At 26.1% G+C, this 14,181-nt stretch carries 13 protein-coding genes and 2 riboswitches; of the genes, 3 read left to right on the top strand and 10 right to left on the bottom strand.

Annotated elements, in window-relative coordinates:
• Window positions 1–29 precede the first annotated feature (29 nt).
• Window positions 30–105: riboswitch (cyclic di-GMP riboswitch) on the top strand.
• Between the two features lie 35 nt (window positions 106–140).
• Window positions 141–1,304 carry a diguanylate cyclase domain-containing protein gene (locus ACRC8M_RS02875; protein ID WP_438527765.1) on the top strand — a complete coding sequence of 388 codons (1,164 nt, stop codon included), beginning with the start codon at window positions 141–143 and terminating at the stop codon, window positions 1,302–1,304.
• Between the two features lie 161 nt (window positions 1,305–1,465).
• Here ACRC8M_RS02875 and ACRC8M_RS02880 read toward each other — a convergent pair whose 3' ends face one another.
• The 8 genes from ACRC8M_RS02880 to ACRC8M_RS02915 form a co-directional block, all read right to left on the bottom strand.
• Window positions 1,466–2,674, bottom strand: coding sequence for an Nramp family divalent metal transporter (locus tag ACRC8M_RS02880; protein WP_438527766.1), 1,209 nt, complete (start codon window positions 2,672–2,674; stop codon window positions 1,466–1,468).
• Window positions 2,675–2,882: 208 nt separating this feature from the next.
• Window positions 2,883–4,631 (bottom strand): hypothetical protein, encoded by a 1,749-nt coding sequence (locus ACRC8M_RS02885; protein WP_438527767.1) that lies wholly within the window; start codon window positions 4,629–4,631, stop codon window positions 2,883–2,885.
• A gap of 1 nt (window position 4,632) precedes the next feature.
• Complete coding sequence (locus tag ACRC8M_RS02890) at window positions 4,633–5,286, bottom strand: hypothetical protein (protein ID WP_438527768.1); 654 nt, start codon at window positions 5,284–5,286, stop codon at window positions 4,633–4,635.
• Between the two features lie 9 nt (window positions 5,287–5,295).
• Window positions 5,296–6,765 (bottom strand): hypothetical protein, encoded by a 1,470-nt coding sequence (locus ACRC8M_RS02895; protein ID WP_438527769.1) that lies wholly within the window; start codon window positions 6,763–6,765, stop codon window positions 5,296–5,298.
• 26 nt (window positions 6,766–6,791) lie between these two features.
• Window positions 6,792–7,718, bottom strand: a complete 927-nt coding sequence (locus ACRC8M_RS02900; RefSeq protein WP_438527770.1) for a toxin-antitoxin system YwqK family antitoxin — start codon at window positions 7,716–7,718, stop codon at window positions 6,792–6,794.
• 1 nt (window position 7,719) lies between these two features.
• Window positions 7,720–8,214 carry a DUF2628 domain-containing protein gene (locus ACRC8M_RS02905; RefSeq protein ID WP_438527771.1) on the bottom strand — a complete coding sequence of 165 codons (495 nt, stop codon included), beginning with the start codon at window positions 8,212–8,214 and terminating at the stop codon, window positions 7,720–7,722.
• 40 nt (window positions 8,215–8,254) lie between these two features.
• The gene (locus tag ACRC8M_RS02910; RefSeq protein WP_438527772.1) at window positions 8,255–9,946 is read right to left on the bottom strand and encodes a hypothetical protein; all 1,692 of its coding nucleotides are present in this window, start codon (window positions 9,944–9,946) and stop codon (window positions 8,255–8,257) included.
• Window positions 9,933–10,364, bottom strand: a complete 432-nt coding sequence (locus ACRC8M_RS02915) for a hypothetical protein (RefSeq protein WP_438527773.1) — start codon at window positions 10,362–10,364, stop codon at window positions 9,933–9,935. The genes ACRC8M_RS02910 and ACRC8M_RS02915 overlap by 14 nt, the downstream gene beginning before the upstream one ends.
• A 205-nt stretch (window positions 10,365–10,569) precedes the next feature.
• A riboswitch (purine riboswitch) is annotated at window positions 10,570–10,666 on the top strand.
• Between the two features lie 80 nt (window positions 10,667–10,746).
• Here ACRC8M_RS02915 and ACRC8M_RS02920 point away from each other — a divergent pair.
• Together ACRC8M_RS02920 and ACRC8M_RS02925 are read left to right on the top strand one after the other, a co-directional pair.
• The gene (locus ACRC8M_RS02920; RefSeq protein ID WP_438527774.1) at window positions 10,747–11,496 is read left to right on the top strand and encodes a 5'-methylthioadenosine/adenosylhomocysteine nucleosidase; all 750 of its coding nucleotides are present in this window, start codon (window positions 10,747–10,749) and stop codon (window positions 11,494–11,496) included.
• A 23-nt stretch (window positions 11,497–11,519) separates the two neighbouring features.
• Window positions 11,520–12,524, top strand: a complete 1,005-nt coding sequence (locus ACRC8M_RS02925) for a hypothetical protein (protein ID WP_438527775.1) — start codon at window positions 11,520–11,522, stop codon at window positions 12,522–12,524.
• A 340-nt stretch (window positions 12,525–12,864) separates the two neighbouring features.
• Here ACRC8M_RS02925 and ACRC8M_RS02930 read toward each other — a convergent pair whose 3' ends face one another.
• Together ACRC8M_RS02930 and ACRC8M_RS02935 are read right to left on the bottom strand one after the other, a co-directional pair.
• On the bottom strand, window positions 12,865–13,074 hold the full coding sequence (locus ACRC8M_RS02930; RefSeq protein ID WP_438527776.1) for a hypothetical protein: 210 nt from the start codon (window positions 13,072–13,074) through the stop codon (window positions 12,865–12,867).
• Window positions 13,075–13,255: 181 nt separating this feature from the next.
• Entirely contained in the window at window positions 13,256–13,540 is a 285-nt protein-coding gene (locus tag ACRC8M_RS02935; RefSeq protein ID WP_438527777.1) for a hypothetical protein, read from the bottom strand.
• Window positions 13,541–14,181 lie beyond the last annotated feature (641 nt).

The raw sequence follows: 14,181 nt of genomic DNA on the forward strand, positions 1-14,181 counted from the left end.
TAAAATAGGGTATAATATTACAAAGAGATTCATATATTCGGCAAACTATAAGAAATTATAGGACGCAAAACTATAGGGCCTGTAAAATGGTAGCCAGCTACAGTATAATAACTGTAGCTTTTTTATTTGGAGGGAAGTACTTGTTAGAAGATTTGATTTTTAAAAAAATATTAGAACAAAATGAAAACGGATTTATAATTTTAAACTTACAAAGAAAAGTTCTATATACTAACAAAAAAATAGAACAAACTTATGGATTGGGACAAAATAAAATATTAGGAAATTATTTAAAGTGTCTTCACACAATAACTGATGAATTTGAATGTCAAAAAACACCAGATTGTCCAAAATGTTTTATCAATTTAAAAATTGAAGAAGTTATAAAAACTGGAGAAACACAAACTTTATATGATCTTAAATTCCATTCTAAAAAAAATACAATGAAGTCAAATTGTAGAATCTATAAAATGGATAAATATATAATTATTGAATTTTTTAATCTAAGTGAAGATGAAAAAAAGAAAAGATATTTGGCTAAACTTTTAGATAAAGCCAATGATCTTATTTTTTTCAAGGATGCAAACTTTAAATATAAATATGTCAATGAAAGCTGTACAAAGATGTTTGGATTAAAAAAAGAAGAGATTTATGAAAAACTGGATGAAGAGTTATTACCTGAACATCTATATCACCAATGTCTCAAAGGGGATTTAAATACTTTAGAAAAAGGTTCTTATGTTGGTATAGAAACTTACGGTGACCGTAGCTTCCAAGTTTTAAAAGAAGCCGTTGATGGAGGAATCTTAGGAGTAGCAAAAGATATTACAAAAGAACTTGAACAACAGCATTTTGCAGAAATTGACTCTTTAACAGAACTATTCAACAGAAGAAAATTTTTAAAAATGATTGACAGTATTTACAATAAAAAATCTAAGGAGTATTATCTTATTTTAATTGATTTAGATAATTTAAGAGATTTAAACAATAATTATGGTCATGCAAAGGGAGATCAATATTTGAAAAGTTTAGGTGAAATTTTAAATAGTTATCCTGAAAGTACATTTTTTAGACTGGGAGGAGATGAATTTGCTGGATTAATAAATCGAAACTTTAAAGAAGTTGATAATATTTTAAAAGAGATATTAGAAAAACTTTCTGAATTAAATTTAGAGCCCAATCTTACAATAAGTGTGGGTGCTCAAAAAATAGATTTAGATAAAAGTTATCTGGAAAACTATACTGAAATTGATAAGCTACTATACCAAGCTAAATTAAATGGAAAAAATTGTTACATATTAAATTAAAAAAGTAACATTTTTGAAATTTTAACAAAAATTTATAATTTTTAAAACTTTTTTATAAAACCTGCGGTCTAAATATTATAAAAAGTGTTAAAAGTAAAATAATTTTAATCCCCCATTGGAGCCTCTATCCCCCCAGAGGCTCCTTTACTTTTTTGTAATTTCTATTTGATAAAAAGGTATAAATTTAAACCTGTTATAATAAGACCAATACTCAGTATTAAAACGTTTATTAAAATAGTATTTTTAAATCTACCCATAATTTTTTCGTTAGATGTTAAATAAAGCTGTGATGCTATTGTTAATGGTAGTTGAAAACATAAAACTGCTTGAGAATATACTAAAGCATGCAATACATCTTTAACTAAAAATATAACACATAGAGCCCCTAAGGAAGTTATTAATACTCCTAGAACTGTTTCTTTTTGCTTTATATCATAATTTTTTCCAAATATTCCAGAATAGATTGTTCCTCCTGCCATCCCCGCTGTAATTGATGAAGAAAACCCAGAGAAAAACAAGCCTAAAGCAAATATTAATGCAGCCTTATTTCCCAATAATGGAATCAATAATTCATGAGCCTGACTTAAATCTGTTACCTCAATTTTTTTATAGTAAAAACAAGCTATACTCAGTACAAACATACTTAAATTTATTATCCAACCTAAAATCATAGAAAAAAATGTATCGAAGAACTCATATCTAAACTGCCTTTTTATAACTTTTTCATTGGATAAATCCCACTCTCTACTTTGAATTATTTCTGAGTGCAAAAATAAATTATGTGGCATAACAATAGCTCCAAAAACTCCAAGTGCCACTAAAATTGAAGATGGATTTAAATTTGGAACAACTGATGCTACCAAAACTTTCTCCCAATTTACCTCTACCAAGTTTAATTCAAATATAAAAGAAAATCCTATTATAGATACAAATCCTATTATAAATTTTTCAAGTTTTTTATAAGTATTTGTAAAAATCATTATATTTGAAATAGTAACTCCAATACAACTTCCAAGCCAAATTGGAATTTTAAATAACATCTGTAAAGCTATTGCAACTCCTAAAATTTCAGCTAAAGAAACTGATATGTTAGCTAAAATTGCACTCCATAAAATAACTTTAGAAACTACAGGATTAAAATTCTTTTTAATCGATTCTGCCAAACAATCTCCTGTTACAATTCCTAAGTGAGCTACATTATGTTGTAAAATAATTAATGTTATCGTTCCCAAAGTTATTACCCACAAAAGATCATAGCCAAATACACTTCCTCCAGCTATATTAGCAGCCCAGTTTCCAGGATCTATAAATCCTACCGTAACTAATAATCCTGGTCCAATATATCTTAAAATATTAAATTTTCTTTTCATCTGTCACCTCAGGAGTTTTTATTAAACTGACTTTATTTGAATATTTTTTCTTTTTTTAATCTCTCTAACTAATCTATTACGTTCTATCTTTAATTTTCCTTTTGCTTTTGTATTCTTTAATAATTTATAAGAAAGAAACTTTGTATTCTTATCGAATAAAACTTTAAAATATCCATTGAGGAGGTAGCAAATACAATTTTTATTTTAACTAATATGATGGCCAATATTGTGGTCCAGCTTCCCACAAAATAACTTTTATCCCATCTCTATACTCTCCATTTTCTTTTAGAGCTCCATTGGAAAAGTATATCTCATAGGGTCCTTCTAATACTCCTTTAACGTAATTAAAAGATGATATTAAATCTCCTCTAGAAGAATCATAGTTTTTCCAAACTCCATTTTCCAATCCATTTTCAAAATATCCACTTTTTATAACAGTTTCTATATTACATGGTGATCCTGTTATAGAAGCTGCTCCTGGGAAAAATCCTAAATTAAACTCTTCAAAGTACCCATCTTTGACTATATCTTCATAGGATTTTATTTTTTCATTTTTTCTCTTTCCATAAAAAATCTCTTTTATTCCAAAATATTTAAGTGGGTCTTCATACCAACGAATCCCATCTTGAGAAGTTTTTCCAGGAGAGTAGTTTTGAAATACTATAAAAATCTCTTTATTATTAGAGTTCTTTAGAGAATACAGATTAAGCTCCTCAGTTTCCAATTTTGCATCTAAAAGATTTAAATCTTTAAACTGTGTTAAAGACTCACGAGCTTTATAATACTCATATCCAGTTTTGGGATTAACTAATTTATCATATATTGAATACTCTCTTTTATAGTGAGAATAGTTTACAACTTTCTCCAAAATAGAGTCTTTGTAAGTTTTAACTTGTGATACCTCTCCATTTTCTTCAAAATATTTTATCTCCACTACTTCATTTTTAGAGTTATAAGATGTTGAAGAAAATGTATGAAGCTCTTCTGATCTTCTATATAGAACATCTTTTCTACTCAGCACTCCACTGGTAAAATATTTTTTCACAGGAAGGTAACGCTTTAACTCCTCTGAATACTCATAGGAGTTCCAAATTCCAGTTTTACTATTCTTTTCATAATTTCCATTTTCATATTCATTAAAGTATTCTCCATTTCTTAGAATACTTTTCTCTGATATCTCCCCTTGAAAAACTTCTTCTAAAGTTATTAGTCCCAATCTTTGAATCTGAAAAAGAAAATAGTAATTCCCATCACTAAATATCACGCTACTTCCGATATTTTTTATAAAATTCAATTTATCAAGTGAATAGATTTTAAAGTATTTTTGGAGATCAAATTTTTCATAATCTTGAGGAATAAGTTCGTATTGATAGAGATAAGCCTTACTATTATACTCATCTCTTCCCACTCGTTTTGAAACATCCCAAATATTATAATCATTAAAATTTACAACTTTATAGTAAGGTACTAGCTGCTCTAACTCTTTTTTAGCTAAACTAGCATTGAAATTTTGAATATTTTCAATTTTTTTATTTAACTTTTGAGATGTAGCAATATTAAGGGTTTTAAAAAAGTCTATCACTTCCTCGCCTTCATACTCATTCCCTCCCATATATAAATTCCCTAACGAATACCCCTCTAAAGAGTTTTTATTATTTTCATTATAAATAACAAATATCTCTTTAATATTATCTTTGTTAAGGTCATATAAAAAGACACTTTTAATCTCTTTTTTCATATTTAAAGTGTCTAAAACTGTACTCAAATTTTCTTCAGGTATTTCAAAAATAACATCATATCTATTTTTATTTTTTTCAAACTTTAAAACTCCATTAATTCTAATTGTCTTATCTTTATACAACTCCAACTCTAAATCTTTGTGGATTGAATCTCCATATAAATTTAATTGAAACAAAAAAATCATAGGTATTAAAAGTTTATAATAAAATTTATTCATACTACACCCCTATTTTTAAGTAGTCTTCTAAAACATTCACATAGTTTTCTGGAATAAAAATATAATTAGCTTTATATAGAACTTTATTCTTCACAATCTCCTCTTCCCTACTAGTTGTTATTGCCCACTTCCCATTAATAACTCCTATCTCTCCCTTATATTCAGTTGGAACATATGTATCTTCATATGCAACATATAAGTTCCTCATAACTAGACCTGGTTTTAATCTAAAAAGTGGATCTTCTGATTCATATCTATTTATTTCTAAATTTTTACTCTCTTCCAATATTTTCGAAATAGCATCACACAACTCTTTATCAGTAAAAATTTTATATCCCCAAGATAGTTTAGTTATCTTTCCCTCTGTAGGTACCTTAGAATCCTCCCTTACATAAAGTGCATTATCTAAAAAAGATCTGTAAACTATAAAAGTTTCAGTTGGATCTCCTACACTAAATAGGGAAAATCCATCCCCCTTGGCTATTCCTTCTCCCTCTTTATGCCCTCCCTGAGAGATAATGTAGGTACTCCCTTTCCAACGGATAGTATCTCCAAAAATCTCAGGCGGATTTTTTTCATAACCGAGGAAAATTTTAAAAAAAGCAAAGACAATAGTTCCAAATAAAATAATTTTAAATCCACGTTTTTTTTTCATCTATCTCTCCTAAATATCTTCAGTGTTCTCCAATCTATTTTTTATAAACCAATACTTATAGAGATATGTAAAAAATAGATATAGATATAACAGAGTGATTAAAATATAAAGTTTAAACATCACTCTTAAATTTTGAAACTCCTTTTCACTAAAATCTTTTTTAGAGGCATCTAAAGTTATTACTTCAGTCATTTTATTTTTTTTCGTGATAATCCCTGCTGCACTAAACTCCGTTCCATTTATAAACTTTAAAATTTGTTTTGAATTTCTTTTTAATAAATCATAACTGACACCTTCATTTGAAAGACTATAATAACGTCTTATATTTTCAGGCATCAAATCTATTTTAAACATAAAATCATTTTTTCTAATCTCTCTATGCTCTTTTAAAAACTCAATCTCTTTTTCATAAAAATTATAAACATCACTCAGTTGAATAACATTATCCCTTCTCAAAGGGTACAGTGGAAGCTCTTCAAGTAGGGTAACTATTTTCTCATCTTCACTTGGATTTTCTTTTTTTAAAATATAAATTATATCAGCCGAATTATTTGACATAGCTTGAACTTTTTTTAAAATTAACTTGTCCCCTATTTCAAAATCTGAAAAATCATACTCTTTACTTTTTTCAATAACTATCTCTTTTCTAGTATATCTATGTAATCCATCGCCATAGATTCTAAAAGTTTTAAATGAAAAAATTAAACTCACTATTAAAGTTGCAAAAATCAAAATTTCAATACATCTAAGACGACTAACTCTTGTAGTCAATCTCCCATTAGTTATAACATCATCTATTGAAAAAGTTGGAAAGTACTCTATCTTACATAGTTTATTTCCAATTTTATATAGTTTTGAAAAAATTATGCCTCTTAGATTGAAAACAATAGCACATCCCACAACAACCGAAGTGAATATAGTTGTTAGTTTTGAAAAAGGATTAAAAAAAGCAACAAATAAAAGTATAAAAGATAAAATAATGTTGCTAAAAATTGGATCGGTTTTATCTCTTTCACTTGGAAAACTTTTAATCTCTTTAACATAATCTAAAATATTAAATCCATTTATCTCAATAACATAAAAACTACCTAAAGCAACAACTCCTTTTAAAGTTACAACTTCATTTTCTTTTAAAAAGAACTCATTTTTATTTATAAAGTAAGTGTTAAAAATATTTATTTTCCAATCATTAATATAATCAAAAGGATATGTGTACTTAATCCCATATTTCCCACGAAAGCTTCTATCTTTTTTTTTCACCTTCCCCTCTAAAATAGTTACAGTTCTCTTATTTTTTAATAAGAATATATTTTTGTAAATTCCATTTAATAAAAGTAAATCTTTTTTAGATAAAATCTCTCTAGTTTCTTTAATACTTTCTAATTTTTCCTTAGTAACTGGTTCAGAATAAAAGCTATCATAAACATAGCATAGATAACACAAAATAATAAAAAATGTAATTATTAAAAGCTCTCCCATTTCCCCTCATTTCTATAAATTGTTATTTAATTATCAGATTTATAAAATTTTTTATATAATTCGTTTTCTTCCTCTTCACTTAAAATACATTGATAAATAATATCTCCATTTTCTGAATACTCAATCTCTTTAAAGCCAGTTCTTTTATCATCAACATAAGTATCCATAACTTCGTAAACCAATCTATTATTTTTAAAGTTTTGTGTTTTTATCCATATTCCATTTCCAAGTTTATTAACTTCATTAATATCAAATATAATTGGAGAATCATATTTTAAAACTTGAACTATTGTAACATCTTTTAAATACTCATACTCTTCTTTTAAAAATATATTTAAAGGTACTTCATTTGAAATTTTGGCTAATATTTTTCCATTAGAACCATAATAAACTAAAGAGATTAATTGATTATCCTTCCACATCTCATCTGTTTGAATCTCTTTAGATGAATAATATGTCTTTTTCACTCCATCTAACTCTCCATTTTTCCAATTGGAAAACTCTTTGATACTTCCATCTTCAAAATATTCATAATACTCACCTACATGTTTTCCATTTTTTAAAGTATATTCCAATCTTTTTTTGTCAGTATAAAGTGGCTTTATTTTTCCTCTTCCAATCCACTCAACTCTAAACTCCTCCTCATAATATTCAATAAATTTTCCATTACTAGCTTTATAATCTCTGTATACATCTATAGGAAAAAAAATAGTATCATATATAAATGACGATGTTCTATCCACCATGTATATAGGAATTGCTAAAGGTCCCAAAGTCATTCCAATAACAACATATAAAGTCCCCTCTGTGCTATTACTATTCATCTTGAAATTAAGAGAGGGATATATTCCTATATATCCCTCTCTTCTTTTAATTTTAGATGTAAAAGATGTTAAAAATATAAAAATAGCTATACAAATTCCTATTATTAATTTTTTATTTGAAATTTTCATACTAATCCCCTAATAAAAGCATTAAAATAACTCCAGTTGCTCCTGCAATAGCCATTGGCATTAAAACACCTAAAATAAATCCATATAAGATTCCTATTTTTGAAACTCCTATTTTTTCATCACCTTTAGTTATCCTTCTTTTTAAAGATAAAAAATAGATATAGTTACCAAAAAATCCCATCAGTCCCATTAAAGCATAATTTAAACCTCTAATAGTTGAGTTAGAGATAACTGTTAAAGAAAAAAACTCATACATCATTGCTAAAAAACCTAATAGAGTAACACAACAACCAACGATAAAAGTTTCAAAATACATTTGTCTATAACCCATCCATAATGGACCTAGAAATAGGGCACAAAAATTAGTTTTATTTTTTGGTCCTTTAAAAATATTTAGATAGTACTCTCCTTTTTTATCAATATACTTTAATAATTTTTCTTCATTGCTTTCTAAAAAATCTTTATTTTTTTGATTTGATTTTATATAATTACTCATCTATACTCTCCCTTTTCTGAAACTTCCCATATTTACTATCTTATTTTTCATATTCTATTAATTTTCCCTCTTCTGAATAAAAATTATGATTTCCTATCCAAGAGATATCGTTATTATAGTTATCTTCGTAAATATAATATCCCTCTTCCCTTATATTTCCATTGAGATAATAACTTATAAATCTATATACCTTTTCATCTGATAAATAAATTGTAGTACTATCTAAAATCTCATTGAGATAGTTTTGTGTATCTATAAATTTTCCGTCCTCTGAATAGTTTGTCACTATTTTTAGAGATCTATTTTGATTAAATGTCCGTAGCTCTCCTATCCAATAGAAAACATTTTCATCTCTAAAGAAAGTTCCTTTTTGTGTCAGAATTTCGTTTTCATCATAACGCTCTATTGAATATTTATTTTCTCCAACTATTTTCTGTTTTTTTCTTAAATTTCCATTCTCATAATAAGAAATATCTAAGTTTTCATATCCTCTTATAATATTGTATGAATAGTCCTCTTGATTATGTTCACAAAGAGCATCCTCCCACTGAATGTAACTCTCTATAGCTCCCGATTTATAATATGACTTGGAATAGTTTAAATATGAACATCCATCAATTAAATCATATTTACTAATTGATTGTAACTCTCCTGTTTCATAAAACCACTGAGATATTCCAACTCTTAGTCCATCTTCATAAGACAACTTAGCATACAAACCTCCACTTTCATAGTAAAGGTATGAATCACTTATTGGAGCATTATTAGCATAATAAGTCTCATCCTCTAATTTCCCAGACTTATAGTATTTTAAAAACTGTCCACAACGTTTTCCATCTTCCAAATCTATAATACATTCTGCCTGACCATTGTTATAAAAACTTCTAAACTCACAATTTTCTTTTCCTAGAATATAAAAACTATCAGTTTTCAAAACTCCATTTTCATAGTAATCTTTATACTCACCATCAATTAGATTATCCACATATGAACATATTTTTTTAAGTTGACCATTTTCATAAAAAGTCCATCCCATTCCAACATATTCATTATTATTGTTAAGAGTTCCTATACTCATCAAATTTCCATTTAAGTAGTATTCTACAATTTTTGAAAACTTTTTAAATTTATATACTTTACTTTTTAATTCACCTGTTTCGTAAAACTCTATTGTTTGATTTAAATTTGTTAAAAATTTTAAACTTCCATCTTCATAATAATATTTAGAAGTTCCAACAATCTCACCGTTAGAATACTCCTGCTCTTCTAGTAAAATGTCCTTTTCATTATAAAGATAACGATATCCATTTTTTACAAATTCAAAAGTTTCTACACAATACTCCTTTAAAGCTGGATTAATAACAAGAGTATTATATCCGCTAGGTGTTACAATCCTCTGAGACATTAAGTTATTTGTCGCGTTTTCAAAAACTTCTATCTTTATTATGTTTTTATCAGTTATATCAAAAGTTATATCTTCATAAGAGGATTCATTAAAAATACTTCTAATAACTCCCACATTCTCTAAAGAAAATTCCCAATACTCTAAAGCATATTCATTATCTAAATAATACTCTATATATTTATATTCATCTTCATCTCTACTAATAAAACTATTATAAGAAATATTTAAATACTCTATCTCATCATTATTATTTAAATAATATATTGAGTAATAGCCTTCTTCACTACTTAGTTCGATTTTTTTTAAAAACATATTATTTTTCTTCAACTCTTTCCCTCTCTTGAATTCTATACCATAATTCGTCTATAAAAAACGGCGATTTTATTTGTTCCATTATATTTTCTACAATAGTTGTATCAATTTCATCTTTTTGAACCGCTTTTTTAGTATCTCCCATTTTTAAATATAAACTTTCAATCTCATAATTTTTTATCGTTACTGATAGTTCTTCTCCGCCATCTAAAATTAAAATCTCTTGAGGAACTTCGTCTTCATCAAAATTGATTTTAATTTGAAGCCCAAGCTCTTTAGAAATCTCTTTATATATTTTTATTTTATTCTCTTTTATCTGAACTGCTTCAATACTATAAAAATCATTTTTTAATATTATACTTTTATCTTCAAACTCAATTGGTGAAGCATGAATTGTAAATAAAAATAAAATGTATATGGAAATTAGAATCATTTTGTTTATAGTAATCTCCCCCTCTCTTCTAACTAACTTATTCTATAACTTATTTTCCTTTTTAACAATCCCTCGCAGTAAATATATCTGTTTTATATAATATATCTTAATTCTAATGTATTTATACTCCAATTTCAACATTTAAAAATATTATTTTATTGCATTGTTAAAAAACTTATGATATCATTTTCTTAGGAAAAAAAGTTATAAAAATCACAATTAAACTCATATATACTTGGGATTGGCCGAGAGTTTCTACGAACTACCGTAAATAGTTCTCTATGAGGGATAAATATAATCGCTAATAATGAGAGTATGTATTCCCATAGGATTTATATGCTCTTTTTTATTTTCTATAAAATTACTTAATGGGGAGAATTTAATGAAAAAACTTACACTACTTTTAACACTATTGACATCTACTTTAACTTTAGCTGAAAGAATAGCTATAATTGGAGCAATGGACTCTGAAATTAAAATTTTACTTTCTCAAATGAAAGATGTAAAAAAAGAGGAGAAAGCTTCTATTACATTCTATAAAGGAAAATTAGAAAACAAAGATGTTGTAGTTTTTAAATCTGGAATTGGAAAAGTAAATGCTGCTATGTCAACAACTATTGCCATGGAAGAGTATGATGTAAATAAAATCATATTTACTGGAGTGGCTGGAGCTATTAATAATAATCTTAATATAACAGATGTAGTTATCTCTGATTATTTAGTTCAACACGACTATGATACTACAGTTTTTGGAACTAAAAAAGGTGCTGTTCCTGGTTCAATAGATACAAAATTTTCAGCTGACGAAACTTTAATTAAAATTGCAAAGAACTCCGCAGAAAAAGTTTTAGGAAAAAATAAAGTGTATATTGGTACAATTGCTACTGGGGACCAATTTATTGCTGATAAAGCTACTGTTCAATCACTAGAAACAACTTTTGGCGCATGGGCTGTTGAAATGGAAGGTGCCTCTGTAGCTCATGTTGCAAATTTATACAAAGTTCCTGTTGTAGTTATTAGATCAATGTCTGACAAAGCTGATGGTAGTGCTCACATGAATTATAATGACTTTGTTACAATTGCAGCTGATAACTCTGCTAAAATTGTAATGAATATGCTTACACAAATGTAATTAAAATTCGGAGGGACAATAAAATGAAAAATAAAATCTTACTTACTCTTATACTTTTAAATCTAACAGCTTTTTCTGCTACTGAACCTAGTTCAGCTATTGAAAAATTAAAACTTCAAGAGTTAGCAAAAACTTATCCAAAAGAAAAAATTGAAAAAAGTTTAAAAGGTTATAAAAATATTAAAACTGAATCTTCTGAAGATCTTTCACACAAAGCAGTTCTAGTTGATTTAAATATAACTTCAGTGGAAATGCTTAACCAAAAAAATTACTCAACTATTACAGAATATGTTTTTGATTTTTTAGATAATAATGAAAACTCTTTAGGAAATATTTTTGATAAAAATATTTTTGAAAAAGTTTTAGTAAAATGGAATAATGTTGTTCCTGCAAAAGATGATCTTTTACTTGAAAAATTAAATGTAGCTTTAGCTAATGGACTTATGACTGGCTATAATCTAAAAAATATCAATAACTATGCTAATTTTGATAAAAACCTTTCAGTAAGCTATGGCCATAATGATGTCACACACGCTATACAGTTAATAGCTCTTTTAAAGGGTGAAGGTATTGATGCTAAAGTTCAACTAGAACCTAAAACCTCTGCTTTCTTACACAATCCAAATTGGGGAGCTCCAAACTATACTCACATTATTTTAGAAGATGGAAAAATTGTTGTTACTCCTACAGAGTACGATTTAAAATTTCAATTCTCAAATAATAATGATAAAATTAAATTTACAAAACTTATTGACCTTTACGCAAAAAAAGATTCTAAAGATCAAGAGGGATTGATTTATAAATCATGGTGGCAACCATTTATACAAACAGATAAAATTGAGGGATATCAAATGTTAATATCTCATTTAGTTAAAAATGGAGATTTTGAAGCTAATGTTCTAACTCTTCCTAAAAATTCAAAAGCTTTCATTGATTTTATGAAAAAAGGATCAGACTTAAAAATTATAACTCAAGAAATTTGGGTAAATCCTGCTTTCTACAGATTCATGGATGGAGATTATAAGTAAATTATAGTACTAATTTTGAAAAACAATGTTTTTAACTACAGTTGATACTTCTTCTGAAATTTATATCGAAATTTTAGCTGAATGTTTTTTTCTTAAATAGTTAATTTAGACTGATGTAAATCATGCCTTAATACCTGTTAAAAAGCAATTTGACAGGTGTATCTTCTTTGTAGTCAAAGTCAGTAAGGGTCTTCTGGCAACGAGTCTAGAATGACATATGATTGGTTTTCAGATAGTTATCTTTAAATCTAATATAATAATATTTTGATGTGAAATTTTAAAGCTTTAGTTAATTCAAAAAAAACTGTTAACAATTTTTAATTACTGTTAACAGTTTTTTTTATTTATATTGATATAATAATTTATTATTTGAGCTATTCTCTTTTAGATTATACTCATATATTAATTTATTATTTAAATCATTAGTTTTCACATTATATTCATATGCCAATTGATTCCTAGTATTTTTTAACTTTTGATTTTTTTTATTTTGAACTGAATAATACCCAATTATAATTAAGCATAAAATGAAACCAGATACTTTTTTCATAAAATACCTCCCTTTATCTGCTACATTATAAGTATAGCTCTCACTTTTCTCAAAGTCAAATTTAATTAAGCTAGTTTTTATAATTTTCATGTAACACATGTGTTACATGAAAAAAAATTTTATTGATTTCTCCTCTTCTTTTTATACTATAATTTTCATGAATATTTTAAGTGATAATTTTTTATTTTACTTTTTTAGGAAAATTAGGATTATATATTCCCATAAATTCATATTTAGTTGATAATTTTCTTTCTATTAATCTAGATATTTCTTCTAGTGTAAATTCTAAAACTTCGTTTCTCAGATCTTTTTTTTTAAAAAATTCAATTAATGTATTGGAGATTAAAAATTTATTTGAATCTATTTTTAAAATATATACGGAAGATTTTGTTATTTTTTCTCTTTTTCTTATTTCAAATATATTTTGTTCATCCATATTTTTTAATTTAGTTAATATTAAATTCATAGACCCCACCTTTTTTAATTTTACTATTTTGAATTATTTTATAAAAAATAATAACTTTACATTTGAATCATAAGTCAAAAGGCATAAAATTTCAAGTTTTTTTTGACTTTATATTTGAAATTTTGAATTTGATTTAGATATTCTTATTTATTTTCTATTTTAAACCACTTAAATTTAATACGCTCTAATTTAGAAAAAAATGAAAAAATGTTTTCTAAATAAAAACACTATTGACATAATAGTGCGAATATGGTATTATTAATCGAAACCGATGATTAAGTAAATTTAATACCCCCCAAATTTATTTAAATCTTTTTATTTTAACACTCCCCCGTGTTATAAAAACCTTCCTTTTCCCCAAAAGGAAGGTTTTTTATTATATAAGGAAATTATAATAAAATTAGTTTTAGGAAACATTCATTATAGATTTTAACCAAGAAGTTTTATTTTTGAAAAGTATAATTTTCTTGGTTTTTTTATTTTTTGTTAAATATTTTTAATTAATAATAAATCATATAATTTTAAATATTTTTAAAGTTACCCTCACTAATAAGTGTTTATTTTTTATTAAATAGTATAAAGTATAAAAAATTACATTGTTTATAGTTGTTTATATTGTTATATATTGTTTATATTGTTAT

It is taken from the genome of Cetobacterium sp., assembly GCF_051653945.1.
Classification (GTDB): Bacteria; Fusobacteriota; Fusobacteriia; order Fusobacteriales; family Fusobacteriaceae; genus Cetobacterium_A.